The sequence below is a fragment of the Bacillus sp. NTK034 genome, assembly GCF_017303275.1.
In the GTDB taxonomy this organism is placed as follows: Bacteria; Bacillota; Bacilli; order Bacillales; family Cytobacillaceae; genus Cytobacillus.
In genome coordinates, this window is the sequence record NZ_JAFKOJ010000017.1 from 14,927 (window position 1) to 32,625 (window position 17,699).

Sequence of the window (17,699 nt, forward strand, 5' to 3'; positions counted from 1 at the left end):
TCATTGCTTTATGTATTTTAAAATAATATAACTGGTACAAGATTGCTGCTGCCTATCATCATGTGATTTCTTCAAACCAGGCACCCACAGGATCCTGCCTTGTGCATCTGTCACAATCGGCCAGGTTTTCCGATCATGCAGCGGTACTTTATGATCGATGAAAATGTCCTTAATCTTTCGGGACCCCTGCATTCCTTTTAGCGTCATGCGGTCTCCCTTTTCTCTTGTCCTGATAATGATTGGAAGAGAAGCATCCTCCCTGCCTAATACAAGGGTATCATTGTTTAGAATTCCTTCAGGACAGTCAGCATATTCAAGGATAATCGATCCGCCGTTTGGGAGTATAATGCTTGCAGGTTCGAAGACTTCATAACGATAGGATTGTACAGGTTCCTTCGGGAATAAGAAGTGGCATTGCCGGTAGGAGCGTACAATGTGTAAACCGCCTGGAAAATCTAAATTTCCCGATGGATGAGGACTTTTCATTAAGGAAAAAATGCTCTCTATATGAGATGCCGATAACGATGCCGGCCTTTCCTTATAAAGATAGTTTAATATTAGTTGAATCCCTCTCCTTTGTAAAGGCATTGGCATTGCCTCGAAAGCATCGATATCCACACTAATTTCCTCATTGGCATTCTTTTTCATTACTGTATTCATTTTATGGACAGTTAATTCCTGCAGATATGCTTCATCACTTTGCAAATCTTCACTGAATCTTTGAAAATGCTCATGCACCTGAGGATTTTCTTTTCTCAGGAATGGGAGCACTTCCTGCCTGAATCGGTTACGGCTGTATACGCCTTTTTCATTGCTTGGATCCCGCCGGGGGTTCAGGCGTTCTTTCAGGCAGTAGCCTTCGATTTCTGCTCTATTCAAGCATAGGAAAGGGCGGATGATAAAATAATCGCAAAATGGGCGCATGAAGGGAATTCCTGCCCGTGCGCTGCCGGCGCTTCCCCTTGTAAGCCGCATTAATATGGTTTCAACCTGATCATCGCCATGATGTCCAAGCGCTATAAAGTCTGCCTCATACTTCGTGGCGGTTCTTTGATAGAAGCTGTAGCGGCAATCCCTTGCAGCTGTCTGGGAACTCTTCCCGGATTTTTCCATATATTCAGGTACATTCACTCTTTCCATTTCAAATGGAATGGCTTTCTCTTTGCAGTAACCCTTCACAAACAAGGCGTCCTGAAAGGATTCTTCGCCTCTGAACATATGATCAACATGTGCGGCGATTAGTTCGATTTGAAGCTGCTGTTTCCGGCTCCAAAAATAATGGAGCAGGGCGATTGAATCCGGACCTCCTGATACACCGACTACTATTTTCTTATTGTTTAAATCCAGTCCCTTTTTCTTAAGGAAAGCACTCACTTTCTCTTGGAGCATAGGCTTCTTCCTTATCCGTTAGAAATATATTTATTACTGACAATCAGAAAAAGATTATCCTCTAATTGAAGTTTCACTTTATCATTACCCCTGCAAAGGGCAGCATAATCCTTCATATAGAAAAGCATATCATTTTTAAAGGGTAAATATCAAAAGGGATTAAGCTTACTATACGGATCAGGGAGAAGAAAGTTTCATTTTTCACAAATTTAAAGCAGCTGTCCATAAATATATAAGAAATAAAGAAGCGTCACGATAAGGGTAATCAGCAGGGTTTCAAAGATACTCCCTTTCTGCTTTTTTTGCCGGTACATTTGCCTGCTGGCAGGCTGAGGACCAGCTGATTGTCCGGCATTCCTGTTTCCCGTGCTCCTTTGCGGCGGGTTGGAACGGGTGAGCTGAAGCATATCATTTCTCATTTCACCTGCCGAGCTATAGTTTCCTTGCAGGGCATTTAGAATAACATCTTCGTATTTCAGCAGTTCTTTCTTTTGGCGGACCATCATTTTGAGCTGTTTGAGGTCACCTGTTGTCTTAGCAAATCTTTTCGGGTATGCTGTATTGATTAAAGTCATGGCTGCAGCAAAAAGATCGTAGGCAGGGTCAGCCTTTCTGGTCCCCAATCCCCAATAGCCGCGATCATAAAACTCGGTAAATTCTTTTATCGCCCTGCCTTGAATAGTGGTTCCACCCACATCAATCGTACGGATTTTTGAGGGTGGGCCTGTTACGATCAAATTATCCGGCTTTAAATCACCGAAAACCCAGCCCGCTTTATGCAAGGAATCAAGATCATTCAGCATCTGTACGATTAAGACACCGGTCCAGGAGGATCCTTTTTGCTGGATAAAGGTTAGCAAATCAGGGCCCTGTATATATTCCATTGCATAGAACGAAACCTTTCCACTCCTTCTTTCCCAATCATCCACATCAAGCAAAGAAGGCCCGAGGGCAGAGCCTTGGACCTTTGCAAAGGATTTAAGGACGTTCACCTCAGACGTGATGGACATCCCGTTATCACTCATTTTCAAAGCAACCTGCTGATTTTGGTTTTTGGCGAGATACACAATCCCATTAGCACCATACCCCAATTCCTTTATAATGGTATATCGGTTTCGGTGCCACTTTCCTTCAATCACAGTACCAGGGTTTACTTTACACTGACTCTTCAAAGAATGATTCATCATCACGGGAAAGCAGACTCCTTAATGAACGTTTTTTCTTAAAATGGTTTAGTGCCTCATGAATGGCCGGACCTGTAGGCGTAATCCCGCCTGTTGTCAATTTCGAGAAAATACTGGTCAGAGATTCAAGATTCGGTGTCCAATCCAGCAGTTTTTCGACATCTTTCTTTTTCCCGGGAAATACGAATACGGAAAAACGGTTATCACCAGATCGGGCATTAAGACTTAGGGAGAGATCCAGCAAGGCTTCTTTTACGGTAGGAAGCTTATGCTTCATGCTTGCACTGGTATCCACGAGAACCAGCACTTCAAGTTCAACCGTTTCACCGAGTTCATCCACGACCTCCATCACTTCCCCCCGCTGATCAGGCGGAAGGTCTTCCATTGTTTTTGAGCCGCCCAGGATCTGCTGGAGCTCTTTATTCACAACTCCCTGAAGTGTCTGGGTCATGGCTTTTCTCGTCACCATCTGTACCGTCTGGGACAGCTGCTGAGAGTAGACAACCTGACTGACTCCGCCTCCTGACATTGCGATTCCTTCAATTTCATTCATTCCCTGTTCATCAATGACATCCTGCTCCATGACTCCGATTACATTCACAGTTATACCCTGCTCCTTGGCCAGTGCCGCCATCGCAACAGGATCTTCACCCTGATTTGAACAGCCATCCGTTATCAGTAAAATTTGCTTCAGTGTTCCTGTTTTCATTTGAAACTCCCCTCCACATTCTGAGTTGTTAGCATTTTCGACTGAAAGGAGGGGAAATATACCTAAGAAATGCGGAAGCACCTTGTTCACCCCCGACAAGCACAAGACTAGCCTCACGGGAAGGCGTACTTTGCCTTTCTGGGAAGCCTGGCTTGTGACCTCGAGGGGGTAGGTGCTGGAGCTGGACAATTACCTAACTTCAGAGACCTTATTGAGTTATTTAACTATGAGCAAATTAATCAGTTGGCCTTTTGGCGGATGGCATGTACGGGGATGCTGGTCCATTTAGGAGTATTGTGTTTGACCTTTGACACCACCACCGTCATATCATCTTCAATATTTCCGGATCGTGACCTGATCACCTCTTCCATAATTAAATCGGCCACTTCTTGAGGATCGTCCGTCTTTAACTCGGATACCTTGCGCTTCATCCACAAATCAAAGTTCTCAACATGTTTTGGCCCTTCAAAAACGCCATCACTCATCATAATCAGCAAATCTCCCGCTTTAAGCTGCTCACTGACAACATCTACATCAAATTCCTGGATAATGCCCATAGGGAGATTGCTGGCCTGAATTTTCATCACTTTATGGCCTCTCTTTACAAAGCTTGGAGTTGAACCAATTTTCAAAAATTTCGCGTCAGCATTCTGCAGATCAATCATGGCTAAATCCAAGGTGGAGAATATTTCGTCTGTGGTCCTTAATGAAAGAACGGAATTGACTGATTTAATGGCAACCTGCTCTTCAATGCCCGATTGAAGAATTTTTTGCAGTAGCTGAAGTGTTTCCTGGCTTTCCGCGTGAGCCCTTTCCCCATTGCCCATTCCATCACTGATGGCAATCGCATACTTTCCGCAGCCCAGCTCGATAGTTGAATAGCTGTCGCCTGATACTAAACCGCCGTCCTTCGCAGCATGTGCAACGCCTGTTTCCACCACGAATGCCTTGGCTGACCTGAATGTGACATGGCAGTATCCATTCGGGAACGCGGCGCATTCCTCTGAATTTACTAATATTGTTTCTCCCAAAATATCAGATAGCATCGGTGCAATTAGCTTTTCGCATTCTCCATGCCCCTGGCAATATGGGATAGTCATATCAATGTCGACATTTCCCTGCTCCAAGCTGTAGATTTCCACCTGCTCGATATGAATGCCAAACTCCTGAAGCGCTTCAAGTATCTGTTCTTCCTGTTTATGATGATTTTCCCGCTCCCGCTGGATTTCTTTGGCGAAATCACCCATCACCTCCGAAACACCCATCAGCTGATCAGCTACCAGCCTTCTGCTTTCCTGAACCTGCTTCTTGAGCTTTTGGTTCGCCTTAAAATAGGTAAGCTCCTGCTGTACAGCTTCAGTCACTTTTTTCGATCTTGTGCAGTACTTTTCCCAATCTCTCGCAAGCTTTGGAGAAAGGGAACCTTCATTGTTATCCACATCATGCATAATATCCATCATATAGTCATAGGTTGTATTAAAGTTCTTTGACCAGCAATGATCTTTCTTAAAGCAGGTCTGGCATGTTTTTTCAGTTACATTGCTTAAGAAATAATCCACTTCCCTGTCACCGTCTTCTTCCCATTCAGAAGGCTCATCATGAGAGGAGAAGCTTTTGGAAAGGGCCTGGAAGACGCTTGAGAACTGGGCAACACGCTGTGCTGTCACATCGCGCATTTTTCTCATATATTGCTGCTGCTCAGCGGCATATTCAGGTGTTCCCGGGACTTGCTTGGCCAATTTCATCGTTAAAGCCTGCGGAGTTAATAAAAATAAGAGAATCGCTGCGCCTGTTTCGGACAGAGTTTTCATGAGGTTTCCGCTTCCTTCTCCATACATGCCCATCAGGAGTGTCGCAATCAGAAGGCCGAATGCCACACCGAACTTCCTGCCTTCTTTTAAAAGACCGCCTAATAGACCCGCGAAGGCTAGCAGACTCATATGATAAAAGCTCGATATATTCGCAAGGGAGAAGATCAGGCCGGTTACCACCCCTACTGTAGAACCGACTGTTGCTCCTGCCACAAAGGCAAAGAGAAGTACAAGATAGCGTGACATAATATGCTCGACAGAAAGATCATAGACAGTCCAGCCTATTGTTCCCGTCATGACAGAAGCAAGCATAATGATCAGGCAGACGATTTCTTCGGTTTTCAGTGATTGTCTGCGTTTATTAATCGAAAGCAGCGGCAGCCCCTGCAGAAAAATTAGCGTTAGAATGAAGCCAAGACCTGACTCAACACCGGCCATCATTCCATCATATAAAGTCAGCTGGCCCTTCATAATGAATGCCTCCAGGAGCTTGCCTCCTAAAAGAGTGAAGAATACAAAAAAAGGCAGGGCCCTGATTTCATTGTGCAGCCATTTTTTCGAGACCCGGAAGGCAAATAAAAAGATGAAGGTTATTCCAAAAGCGGATACAGCATTGGAGATGGACAATGTGGCAGCACCGGCCATTAATCCCACTAGTGCCAGGGGCGCCTTATCCCTTCGTATGAAATAAACCGCTGCAAAAAACGGTAGGCTAAATGGGGTAAGCTTCGCCAATATCAAGGCTCTTCCAAGCAAAAAGCCAATGATCAGCAGAACATAGCCTTTTTTCAGAAAGAAATTCTCCAACCCTGAGTGGAGTTTTTTTAAGCCTTTGGCAAAATCCAGTTTCGGTTTGTTGAAGGGCACTTCCCCGATCGGCTCCATTACATTCCTTTCTACCTTTTCCATTAAACTACACTCCCCATATTTTTATCGTTGCTGACAATTATAAAATCCAGCGCTCCAGAAGTTTGTCAAAATAGCAGACAAGCCCAGGCATTTCGTTCGACGGTTTTCCACTATATATGGGGATAGGTAACAAGATTTAAAATTGGACCTGCTGAAGTTGGACTGGATTCTTACAAAAAAAGTAAACAAACCCTTGGAATAACAGCTTTCATCGGAAAGAGAAGCATGGAAGAAATTGACGAAGAGGCAAGGGAGATTTACGACATATTTCTTTAAATATCTTATTGACTTCCTTTTTAAAAATTTGTATTATAAATCTTGTGCTTCAGAGCGCATCTATAAATCTATTAGAACATGGCGGTGTAGCTCAGCTGGCTAGAGCGTACGGTTCATACCCGTGAGGTCGGGGGTTCGATCCCCTCCGCCGCTATCATGAAATGCGGAAGCGCGTTGCCCAGGGGCGACAAGCATAAAACAAAATGGCAGAAAGGTTGCATTTTACCCTTTTGACAGATTGGCTTATGACCTCGAGCCCCTACGCGCTGAAGCTGGACTATTGAAATGCGGAAGCGCCTCGGTCACCCCGACAAGCACAAGACGATCCGCACAGAAAGGTGTTCTTTACCTTTTTGGGAGGAGCGGCTTGTGACCTCGAGGGGGTAGGCGCTGCAGCTGGACAACTTAGAATGTTATCTTCCACGGCCCGTTGGTCAAGCGGTTAAGACACCGCCCTTTCACGGCGGTAACACGGGTTCGAATCCCGTACGGGTCATTTCAAAAGAGCGTCAGCCTTAGGCTGGCGTTTTTTTGATGGATATTGAGGATTTTTTCTTCTTTCAGAACATAATATTAGATTTTACCAAGCAATTGATTAAACTGTTTAATTCCCTTCCAGTTTATCGGTAGCTTTTTCAGGTTTATCGGCCAGATTTTCAATATATCAGCTACTTTTTTACCATATATCGGTCACTTCTCACTGTATCAAGGTTTCACTATTAATAAGCTGCCTGCAGAATTTACAGCGTTAAACAACACAAAAAAACAAGCCCCATCGGACTTGTTTTCCATCCTGCTATATAGATAGATCGATCAGCAGCAAGTTATCCCCGTTTAGCGCCTCTTCCTCCACGTTTGGATTCAGTATGGCGCTTTAGCGACGACAGACGATCTTCGCTGTCCTTTAGGAAACGAGCCATTTTGGCTTCAAAGTTTTCTTTAGGGCGATGGTCGTTTGATCTGTTATGGCGAGGTCGGCCAGAGTTTGTATTAGGTCTGAATTCTTTTCTGTCGCCTCTTTCAGGTCTTTCAGAACGCTCAGGCCGGTCTTTTGCCTTTTTGATGGATAATCCAATCTTGCCGTCCTTTTCGACATTAATGACTTTCACTTCAACCATGTCACCCACTTTGAGGTGCTCATTAATATCTTTTACATACTTGTCAGCGACTTCACTTATGTGTACCAGACCCGTTGAGCCTTCCGGCAGCTCCACAAATGCTCCGAATTTTGTAATGCCTGTGACCTTTCCTTTTAACTTGCTGCCTACTTCGATTGACATTAAAAAAATTGCCTCCTTGAAATATTTAAATCAAACTTATTATATATTATACAGAAACCAAAAAAAGAGTGTCAATAAAGCGTCAGTCAGCCTTTTTTTCCTTTTTCTTTTCTTTTTCCGTCTCTTCTTCAGGGAGGTTAAAAATGATTTCGTTATTGTCAGATAGGAAGTAATCCTTGCGGGCAAGCTTCGCGATATACTCATCATCATTCAGCTTAACAATTTCTTCTTCGAGCATAACTTCCTTCTTCTCCAGGTCAGAAAGCTCCTGGTCCAGCCTGGTTTTCACTTCTACTTTTTCTTCCAGAGCAGCAGACTGCGAAACGAGTGTAGAGATCATAAAAAATGAAACGACGGCTGCCAGTGTGAAAAATGCCGCTAATCTGCGAAATAATAGCTTTTTCTTACGGCCCGCACTGATCTCTGCTGCTTCCTGCTGTTTGACATAGCTGGTTTCCATTTTGGCTACATTTTTCTTCTTGGTGACACTCATTTCCGCACTCCCTCCTTACTCTTTAGGTTTCTTCCACTTTGCAATCCATTTTAAAACATAATTCTTTATCAGCTGTAAATATCCTGCCAATTTATTATATAACTTCTCGACTGTTTTTTTAATCTTTTTCGGCAATAATTTCCACAAAAGTGACAAAATCCATTTGACAGGCAGAAAAATCATTTTTAAGATGAACCAAAAGACTCGAAGTATGACTTTTAAAAGGGAATAAAGTCCTTTTCCAAGCATAACGGCTATCGCAATTAACGCCATAATAAGACCCTGGATGGGCTTATAGATGAGCAAAGTAATGGTCTTCACGAAAAAGCGGTATATGGAGATCGCCATCCGGATGGATATCTCCAATACCCGCAGATACATTTTTTTAAATAGGCTTTGATAAGCGGCAAAACCGCACAGCAAAGCAATGAAAATATAAAACCTTAACTCGCCTTTATTCACCAGAAATAAAATATAGAAGATTGCCAGTCCCTGGACAAGCCAAAAAAGAATGTCATTAATAAATACAAGCCAGCTTTTCCGCTTGGTTCTTTGCAGGAAACGATTATACGTATCAAGGGCAGCCCCAAATACACTTCCCATGCCGACCATCGCCAGCATGGTCACAAATTGAGTGGTCAGCGTCATCGGAACAACTTGCTAAAGAATCCTTTAGCTTTATCTCCATTCTGATCGTCAATATAAACGAGGTCAAATACCTTCCCCTTGATGGAAACAATTCCCTTGTCCACATCCAGATTCTTCATCTGCAGGTTCTGCCCTCTAATCGCAAGAAATCCCATCACTGTCTCCAGCAAAAACTCTTCATTATCAAAGCTTTCGACCTGTTTAACGCCTGTAATATCGAGCAGTCTTCTGCCTCTCATAATGACATCATGTTCCTGAGTATTGGTTTTGTTTGAATTTGACTCATAATATTGACTCATTATTTATCCCCCGCAATCTGCATAGTACAACCTTTTTGTACATGTTTATGAAAAGCGGGATTAAAATAGAACAAGCCAATAGGAAAAGCGGAGGTGCTGCTGAATTTGGAACTATGAAACCGGACGAAATTCCGTTAAATTAAGATTTAACGGCCAATATGAAGATTCTATCGGCCTAAAACGGTAATTTAACGGCCAACTTTGCTCTTTTATCGGCCAATCTCCATAAGCACAGGCCTTATGCCTCCGATTCTACTTTCTCTTCCTTAACAATCGAGTACATTTCCGCTGCTTCCTCCTTGCGGGTCGTTTCCTGCAGGCGCTCTACTTTGACCGTTACCAGCTTCTGCCCGAAGCGGATTTGAAGTTCATCTCCCACTTTAACGGTTGAGCTTGCTTTGGCCTGCTGTCCATTTATTGAGATCCTTCCCTGATCAGAGACTTCTTTTGCCAGTGTTCTTCTCTTTATAAGCCTGGATACTTTTAAAAATTTATCTAATCTCATCTTTTTCCCACTCCCTCTATTAATAACCTTTGGCTTTTGCCTCATTCCAGAATTCATCGAGCTGTTCAAGCGTAAAGTCTTCAAATTTTCTGCCGCTCATTATTACCCGTCCTTCCACATATGTAAAACGTCGGATGAATTTTTCATTGGTTTTTCTCGCAGCTTCTTCGGCATCAATTTTATAGAAACGTGAAATATTCACAAGCGCAAACAGGATATCGCCAAATTCCGACTCCATTTCAGAGCTGAATTTTACCGCTTCCTTCTCGAATTCGGCAATCTCTTCTTTTACCTTCTCCCAGGCAGGCTCGACTTCCTTCCAGTCAAAGCCGACTTTTGCTGCTTTTTTCTGAATTTCAGCAGCTCTCATTAAGTTCGGGAATGATTTCGGGATAGAATCCATCATGGATTCCTGCTTTTCACCCTTTTCTTCCTGCTTAATGCTCTGCCAATTCTTCAGCACATCCTCTTCATCTTCAGCCTCGACATCACCAAAGACATGAGGGTGGCGGCGGACCATTTTTTCAGAAAGGCCCTCAATTACATCATCGATGGTAAAATAGCCATCATCCTCGCCAATCTGTGCATGAAGCATCACCTGGAGAAGGACATCTCCCAATTCTTCTGTCATATGCCCGCTATCTTCATTTTCAATTGCTTCAATCAGCTCATAGGCTTCTTCAATTAAATATTTCTTCAATGATTCATGGGTTTGCTTCTTATCCCATGGGCAGCCATTTGGCCCCCGCAGTTCTGCAATAATGCTCCGCAGTTTTGAAAAATCTTTATAGAGAACTGCATCATCTTTCACAGGAGGCACATATACAGAAGTTAAGTTATTCAGCTCCATATTATGATCCAGTTCATGCAGCTGCACTTGTTTAATAACCTCATCCTTGCTGCCGGCTGCTGTTACAATATAAACCTCGTAATCGTAAGGCAGTTTTTCCATCAGTGTCAGCTTGACGTCGCTCGCAGCAAACTGATCATAAACCTGTCCAATGATGACGTGGTGGGTCACCTGGATCTCATCTCTGTTTAAATCGGTTCCATCCAGAAGCTGAAATCCTTCGATCGGATCAATTTTCAAAGCCTGAAATAAAGGATCAAGGAAGCTTTGTCCTCCTTCAATCATAATCTCAATGCCTTTTTGCGGGGCACGCTCTATGAGAAGCTGCACCGTACGTTCCGCAACAAGCGGATGGCCTGGAACTCCATAAGTAACCTCTTTGGCAATGGCTTCTTCCAGGAGAAACTCACAAATTTCCTCATACACTTCTTCAAATTGCTCATGCTTTTCGTAGATATGATCAAAAGACTGATAAGTCAGCCCTTCTTGTTCGAGATCGCGCAGAACCGGATGCTCCTTTGTCCGCAGGTATAAGACCTTTGCCTGTTTAATTTTTCGATATACACCAAAAGGAAGCTGATCCAAGTCTCCTGCTCCAAGCCCGAGAATGGTTATTTTTTTCATAAAGTGATTCATCTCCTAGTCTTTTTGGGAAGCAAGAACATGAGTTTGCTTCCAAGCGGAAGCAGAGCAAGCTCTTCCTCTTTAAAAGTATTGCCTTTAAACACGATATACAAATACGTAAAGCCTCCCAGCGCTACGCCGCTTAATGCCTGGAATCCGGCAAACATTCTGCCCGGTTCAGATATTGGCAGCATGGCTGTGGCCTGAAGGTACAGCTGCAAAACAATCGACATCATTAAAACAGCAAAACCGGCCACCACTAAAAAGCGAAGAGAAAGCAATGATATTTTCAAATATACCCGCAGCTTTACGATAAGAAGAATTAAGACGGCAGCAAGTGCCAGGCATGATGCGGCCGCTGCGCCAGCTGTGCCGTAATTAGGCACCAATAGGATGTTCAGGCTAAGTTTTGCCGCAAATCCCATCAGAATGGCCGCTGCCGGAAAAAAGATAAATCCCAGTCCTTGCAGGATTCCTGTGATTGTGATGATCAGGCTGCTCAGCAATATCAGCAGACTAAGAATCGCCAGGACATCTGATCCTGATGGGTTTTCGAACAGCATAATATTTGCAGGCCTTATGATATTCCAGAGGCCCACCGTTGCTGCAGCCCCAACGAGAATGCCGATTTGAAGGGCAAGTCTGATTTTATTATGAAGGAATGCAGGCTGATTTCTCATTTTTTCTTTGGAAATGAGCGGCACCAGCGACAGGGACATGGATGTTGCCACAACAATGCCCAGCTGAACAATCGGCTGACCGCGGTCATACACACCTTTCAGCGCTTTCGCTTCCTCCCCTTCAATTCCGGATGTTAATAAAAGCGAGTATAAATTGAACGAATCTGCCAGCTGAATAAAAATAAGCACGAGGCTGCTGATGCAGATGGCAAATCCCTGTATGATAATTGTTTTGGCCAGCTTGCCGCTTTTTTTAAAATCGATGGCAATGGCGGACGGCAGGTTTTTTCTTTCTTTTATATAAAAGAAGGTGATTAAAATCAGGATGGCAATAAGTCCGCCGGTTATGGCCCCAAAAAGGGCCCCGCCCCCCACCATGTATAAAGAATTTCCACCCTTAACAAGCAAATATGCGGCCATCAGGATGGTAATGACTCTGACAAGCTGTTCACCCACCTGGGAAACTGCGGTCGGAACCATGTCTCCTTTGCCTTGAAAATAGCCCCGGAAAAGGGACAGAATAGGAAAAAGAAGAAACATGGCCGCCACCACTCTGAGTAAAATCGCCAGCTGCGGATCGCCCATCCTGACAGCAAGCCAGTCCGAACCCCAATACAGAATGGAGAACCCGATAAAACCTATTATGGACAGTACAAAAGCAGAAACGGCAAATAAGTTCTGAACATCCTTCTCTTTCTTTAGAGCGGCATGCTCGGCATAAAGCTTTGAAATAATGACAGGAAATCCATATGTAGATAACACGATAATAATTCCATAGAACGGATAGACCTGCTGATATATATAAAAACCTACATCCCCGACAATATTTTGAAAGGGGACCCGGTAAACAGCACTTAAAATTTTGGTAATCAGGGCAGCGATCGTCAGAATAAACGCACCTCTAAACAAATCGCCAGATGTCTGAACGGGCTTCAATTGCCCATCTCCTTCCAATTGAATTCGAAAGTATTATAGCATATTGAAGCTTTATGCGCGGGAACGCTTGGGTTGGATGCGGATAATTTTGATTGTGCACGGATTTAACGGGATTGCGCACGTTGTTTTTTGGGTACACGCTGCTTTCGTGTTTTTACGCGGGAATATCCTTCGATTGTGTGCGCTCATTAACCATTTGCGCTGGAAATCTTTGTTTTCGCACGTTATATTTTCTTTTACGAGCGGGTCGGGGTTTTGCGCGCGGATATCCTTGGGTTGAGTGCTCACTAACCTTGCGCGCGTTAAATTTTTGTTTACTCGCCAGTCCGGGACTTTTGTGCGCGAATTTCCTTCAATTGCGGGCGCTCTCTTACTTTGTGCGCGGAATTCCTTGGTTTACGCGCGCTCCTTTTACGATTACGCGCTGATTCGAGACTTTGACGCGCACTTCAACCCAGTTTACGCGCGGTACCTCCTACCCCAAAGAAAAAAGGCAGCATTCCGCTACCCCTTTCATTAAGTATCCATTTTTATGATTCCATTTGTCTGGCCAAGAAGCCTGCTGCAGTTTCAACTGCCTTTTGTTCTACGTCGCCAAGTGAATCTTCTTTTGCAAAAATGATAACTGCTCCAATTGGGTCGCCGTTTGCAATGATTGGGCCAATTGTATAAGCGGAGGAAGATTCTGTGTTCCCGTCAACAAGCGAGATGTCGCCTGACTGGTTAACCAGGACTGAACTGCGCTCTTCCATTGTTTTTTCAACAAGATCGCTTATGTTTTTGTTTAAGTAATCCTTTTTAGAACCTCCTGCAACAGCAATGTAAGTATCTCTGTCACAGATTAACACTGGATTTCCCAGGCTGTCATATAATGCTTCTGCATATTCTTTTGCAAAATCGCTCAGTTCACTGATTGGTGAATATTTCTTTAAGATGACTTCTCCATCACGATCTACGAAAATCTCCAGCGGGTCCCCCTCACGAATACGCAGTGTTCTGCGGATTTCTTTAGGAATGACTACACGACCCAAATCATCGATTCGACGAACTATACCTGTTGCTTTCATCCAACGTTGCCTCACTTTCATCTGATGATTTAATAGAAAAGCGGAAGCGCCTTGCTCAGTCCTGGCAAGCATAAGACCAATCACACAGGAAGATCCCGATTTCTGGAGTGATTTGTCTTATGGCTCGAAGGGCTAAGCGCTGGAGCTAGACAACTCTTTCTCCAGCACAGCACTTACTCTTTCCTCTTTTGGCTATGATCCATAATTGGGAGAAAATGAATGCATCGCCATGTTTGAACTTAGTATCTTTCATATGGAAAGTTATATACGTGCACAAAAACTTTTTCTCATAGATGTTATTCATTCCAAAAACGGATAAACATTCCAAATGATCCTTCAACTTAAAATTACCCTCGTCAGAAAGAGATAAACATTTCTATTGTTTCATTTTATTGACAGTGGTGTTTCCATAAATTTACGCAGTTGGATGTTCCTGCTCCTTTTTCGCTTCCTGCATTCCTTTGATCACTTCGTATGCAATGTTGAGCCATTCATTTGTTTTGACGCCTTTAATATGGAGGACAGCTTTCAGTTTCTTTCCTTCCATGCCCAGGCCGATCATTCTGCCGTATTTGCTTGTGATCTGGAAAATCTTCTGGCCATCTATATGCTCGCTGGCCTTTTCTGATAAAAGAATCAGTACTTCCTGTTTGGATTGTTTAACTGTCTCGACTCCGGCAAATTCACCGTAGGCCTTCATTTCGGCAATCTGGAATAAATAACCCACCTCATCCGGATACTCGCCAAAACGGTCGATCATCTCATCCTGGAGCTCTTCCACATCTTCAAGCGAAGAAATGCCGCGGAAGCGCTTATACATTTCTATTTTCTGATGGCCATCAGACAGGTAGAAATCAGGAATATAAGCATCAACATCCAGGTCAATCTCAATTTTAGCCTGTTTTGCCTCGACGCCATCGAGCTTATCTTTCCGTTCTTCAATCGCTTCTTTAAGCATTTGCGAATACAGATCAAAACCGACAGAGTCGATGAATCCATGCTGTTCGGCTCCAAGCAGATTGCCGGCGCCTCTGATTGATAAATCCCGCATGGCAATTTTGAAACCTGAACCGAGCTCTGTAAATTCCTTTATGGCCTGAAGCCGCTTTTCAGCTACTTCTGTTAATACTTTATCTTTTCGATATGTGAAATACGCGTAGGCAACCCGGTTGGAACGGCCAACCCGGCCCCTAAGCTGATAAAGCTGGGACAGACCCATTTTGTCTGCATCATGGACAATCAGCGTGTTGACATTTGGAATATCTACGCCTGTTTCAATGATCGTTGTGCTGACGAGAACATCGGACTCGCCTTCCAGGAAGCTTAACATAACAGATTCTAACTCATTTTCCGTCATTTTCCCATGGGCATATGTTACCCTTGCATCTGGAACCAGCATGGATATTTCCTCGGCTTTTCGTTCTATATCCTCCACCCTGTTATATAGAAAATAGACCTGTCCATCCCTCGCCAGTTCCCTTTCAATTGCTTCACGAACCAATGCACCATTATACTCCATCACATACGTCTGGACCGGGAATCGGTTCTCAGGCGGTGTTTCTATGACCGATAGGTCCCTGACGCCAAGCATTGACATATGAAGGGTTCTAGGGATTGGCGTTGCTGTCAGTGTAAGGACATCCACATTGGTCTTAAGCTGCTTGATCTTTTCTTTATGTGTCACACCAAAGCGCTGCTCCTCATCAATAATGAGCAGGCCTAAATCTCTATACTGAATATCCTTTGATAAAATCCGGTGTGTGCCGACAACTACGTCAATAGTCCCTGCCTTTAAGCCTTTAAGGGTTTCGGTCTGCTGCTTTTTTGTTCTAAATCGGCTTAAAAGCCCAATTTCAATCGGGTAATCCTGGAATCGTTCTCTCATTGTTTCATAGTGCTGCTGAGCCAAAATGGTCGTCGGAACGAGGATGGCAACCTGCTTTCCATCCGCAATCGCCTTAAAGGCAGCACGGATAGCCACTTCTGTTTTCCCATAGCCCACATCTCCGCATAATAAGCGGTCCATCGGGCGCTCCCTCTCCATATCTATTTTAATTTCATGGATGGAGCGGATCTGGTCCTCTGTTTCCTGGTAAGGGAAGGCCGCTTCAAACTCCCTTTGCATATCCCCATCCGGACTGAAGGCATAGCCTTTTGATGCCTCACGCTCTGCATATAGCTTGATCAGATCATCCGCAATATCCTGAACAGAGGATTGAACCTTCTTCTTAACCCGCTTCCAATCGTTTCCGCCCAGCTTATATATTTTTGGCTCTTTTGCTTCAGAGCCGACATACTTCTGGACAAGATCAATCTGTTCCACTGGCACATACAGTTTGTCGCTGCCCTGGTAGCGGATATGCAGATAATCTTTGTGGACCCCGTTAATCTCCAGAGTTTCAATCCCCAAATATTTTCCGATCCCGTGATTAACATGAACGACATAATCTCCAACCTTCAGTTCGGAATAGCTTTTAATTCTTTCTGCATTCGAAAGCTTTTGCCTGCGTGCTTTCTTTTTTGTGCGTTTGTTAAAAAGCTCTTCTTCGGTAATAACAGCCAGCTTTTGGCTTGGAAGCTCAAAGCCGGTCTGCAGACTGCCCTCTGTAATTTGGATTTTCCCTGTTAAAATCGGGTCATCCTCACTCACAAATGCCGCTTCTATCTCATAATCCTCAAGCACTCTTTGCAGCTTTTTGATCCTCTCTTGGTCTGGACCCAGGAATACGACCGAATATCTGCCCTTTTTCCATCTGTCCAGCTCGCTTTTCAGCACATGCATCTGTCCATGGAAATTCTGCATCTGTTTGCAGGTGACGTTAATGATGTTTTGCGGATTTGTATTCGGTACATGTCTCAGGAACAGTGACATATACGTAATCGGATGCTTTGAACGGTGCAGAAACTCTTTTAGGGTGTGGGAAACCTTCACATCATGAATAATCTGGCCTTCACCTAAAAGACTTGTATACCATTCGGCCTCTTCCTTATCAAGGGAGTCGTTCATTTCCTGCACACGGCTGATTTCGTCAATGAAAATTAAGCCATTGACGGGGAGATAGTCTACTAAACTACTTCCTTCCTCAAAGGCAAACGATAGGTATTTGAAAAGCTGTTCAGGCTTGTTCCCCATTCGCAGCTGTTCTAATTCATAGCCAACATTTTGGGCCAGCTGTGTTTTCGCTTTATCGTCTTTCAGTTTTTTCAGGCTTGATCCCAAACCCTTTTCCAGTTTTTCAATTATTGTCTGGTAGTGCTCTGAATCAAGAGGGATTTCGGTTGCAGGCCCAATCGAAAACTCGTTTAATTTTTCTTTTGACCTTTGGTCCTCCAAAGAAAAAGTCCGGATTGAATCAACTTCTGTATCAAATAACTCAATCCTGACTGGATCAGCCTCAGTCAGTGGATAGATATCAATAATTCCGCCCCTGACACTGAATTCTCCCGGGGAAGAAACCATTTCCGAACGGACATAGCCCATCCGGACAAAGTTCTTTAATTGTTCCTCTGTCAGTTCATCGCCAATTTTTAAAGAAAGCTGGTATTTCTGCCAGTGGCCTGGAGGCGGGAGAATCTTTCTTAACCCGGCCATCGGGACGATCATGATTCCTGTCTTATGTTTGCTCCAATAATTTAAAGCCTCAATCCGCTGGGCTTTTAACTCCGGGCTGGCAATCCCCATTTCCGCTGCAATTAACTCATTTGCAGGATACAAAAAAACTTCCGATTCTCCTGCAAGATTGACGATATCATCATATAGCTTCTGTGCCTGCAGAAGGTTGTGTGTTACAACCAGCATCGGCCTTCCCGAATGCTCATATATCGAAGACAAAAACAGGGTGCGTGCCGATCCTGATAATCCGGCAAGCATCTGCTCCCTTAGTCCTTCCTCTATTCCAGACAAGATGGAACTTACATCATCCTGCCGGCTAATAATCTCTTTAAGACCTAACATGAAAGCCCCTCCTATAACGAAAAGCGCAAGCGCCTCGATCACCCCCGACGAGCATAAGACGAGCCTCTCAGAAAGGCGTTCTTT

Annotated in this window: 13 protein-coding genes and 2 tRNA genes; 2 read left to right on the forward strand and 13 right to left on the reverse strand. The window is 44.0% G+C overall.

Going from position 1 to position 17,699, the window contains the following annotated elements; genetic code table 11:
* The 4 genes from tilS to spoIIE form a co-directional block, all read right to left on the reverse strand.
* Nucleotides 1-1,389, reverse strand: a complete 1,389-nt coding sequence (gene tilS, locus JI665_RS26950; RefSeq protein WP_206845849.1) for a tRNA lysidine(34) synthetase TilS — start codon at nucleotides 1,387-1,389, stop codon at nucleotides 1-3.
* Between the two features lie 209 nt (nucleotides 1,390-1,598).
* A complete protein-coding gene (locus tag JI665_RS26955) occupies nucleotides 1,599-2,576 on the reverse strand; it encodes a serine/threonine protein kinase (RefSeq protein ID WP_206845901.1) in 978 nt (325 codons plus the stop codon).
* Nucleotides 2,545-3,282: a VWA domain-containing protein gene (locus JI665_RS26960; protein ID WP_206845852.1), complete on the reverse strand. Its 738-nt coding sequence runs from the start codon at nucleotides 3,280-3,282 to the stop codon at nucleotides 2,545-2,547. Before JI665_RS26960 ends, JI665_RS26955 begins: the two co-directional genes overlap by 32 nt.
* 239 nt (nucleotides 3,283-3,521) lie before the next feature.
* Nucleotides 3,522-6,002: a stage II sporulation protein E gene (gene spoIIE / locus JI665_RS26965; protein ID WP_206845854.1), complete on the reverse strand. Its 2,481-nt coding sequence runs from the start codon at nucleotides 6,000-6,002 to the stop codon at nucleotides 3,522-3,524.
* A gap of 356 nt (nucleotides 6,003-6,358) precedes the next feature.
* On the opposite strand from spoIIE, the gene JI665_RS26970 reads away from it, so the two are divergent.
* Nucleotides 6,359-6,432, forward strand: a tRNA-Met gene (locus JI665_RS26970).
* A gap of 270 nt (nucleotides 6,433-6,702) precedes the next feature.
* A tRNA-Glu gene (locus JI665_RS26975) sits at nucleotides 6,703-6,774 on the forward strand.
* Nucleotides 6,775-7,102: 328 nt separating this feature from the next.
* On the opposite strand, the gene JI665_RS26980 is transcribed toward JI665_RS26975, so the two are convergent.
* The 9 genes from JI665_RS26980 to mfd all read right to left on the reverse strand — a co-directional run bounded on the left by JI665_RS26980 (nucleotide 7,103) and on the right by mfd (nucleotide 17,615).
* A complete protein-coding gene (locus tag JI665_RS26980) occupies nucleotides 7,103-7,558 on the reverse strand; it encodes a S1 domain-containing RNA-binding protein (RefSeq protein WP_206845855.1) in 456 nt (151 codons plus the stop codon).
* An 82-nt stretch (nucleotides 7,559-7,640) separates the two neighbouring features.
* Complete coding sequence (locus JI665_RS26985; RefSeq protein ID WP_206845856.1) at nucleotides 7,641-8,051, reverse strand: FtsB family cell division protein; 411 nt, start codon at nucleotides 8,049-8,051, stop codon at nucleotides 7,641-7,643.
* A 15-nt stretch (nucleotides 8,052-8,066) separates the two neighbouring features.
* On the reverse strand, nucleotides 8,067-8,699 hold the full coding sequence (yabQ, locus tag JI665_RS26990; RefSeq protein WP_206845857.1) for a spore cortex biosynthesis protein YabQ: 633 nt from the start codon (nucleotides 8,697-8,699) through the stop codon (nucleotides 8,067-8,069).
* The gene (gene yabP / locus JI665_RS26995; RefSeq protein WP_206845858.1) at nucleotides 8,696-8,998 is read right to left on the reverse strand and encodes a sporulation protein YabP; all 303 of its coding nucleotides are present in this window, start codon (nucleotides 8,996-8,998) and stop codon (nucleotides 8,696-8,698) included. Before yabP ends, yabQ begins: the two co-directional genes overlap by 4 nt.
* Nucleotides 8,999-9,236: 238 nt before the next feature.
* Nucleotides 9,237-9,503: an RNA-binding S4 domain-containing protein gene (locus tag JI665_RS27000; protein ID WP_009336652.1), complete on the reverse strand. Its 267-nt coding sequence runs from the start codon at nucleotides 9,501-9,503 to the stop codon at nucleotides 9,237-9,239.
* A gap of 19 nt (nucleotides 9,504-9,522) precedes the next feature.
* Nucleotides 9,523-10,977 (reverse strand): nucleoside triphosphate pyrophosphohydrolase, encoded by a 1,455-nt coding sequence (gene mazG / locus JI665_RS27005; RefSeq protein WP_206845859.1) that lies wholly within the window; start codon nucleotides 10,975-10,977, stop codon nucleotides 9,523-9,525.
* A gap of 8 nt (nucleotides 10,978-10,985) precedes the next feature.
* Nucleotides 10,986-12,593, reverse strand: a complete 1,608-nt coding sequence (locus JI665_RS27010) for a putative polysaccharide biosynthesis protein (protein WP_206845861.1) — start codon at nucleotides 12,591-12,593, stop codon at nucleotides 10,986-10,988.
* 530 nt (nucleotides 12,594-13,123) lie between these two features.
* Nucleotides 13,124-13,660, reverse strand: coding sequence for a stage V sporulation protein T (gene spoVT / locus JI665_RS27015; protein WP_009336655.1), 537 nt, complete (start codon nucleotides 13,658-13,660; stop codon nucleotides 13,124-13,126).
* Nucleotides 13,661-14,075: 415 nt separating this feature from the next.
* Entirely contained in the window at nucleotides 14,076-17,615 is a 3,540-nt protein-coding gene (mfd, locus tag JI665_RS27020) for a transcription-repair coupling factor (protein WP_206845864.1), read from the reverse strand.
* Nucleotides 17,616-17,699: the final 84 nt, after the last annotated feature.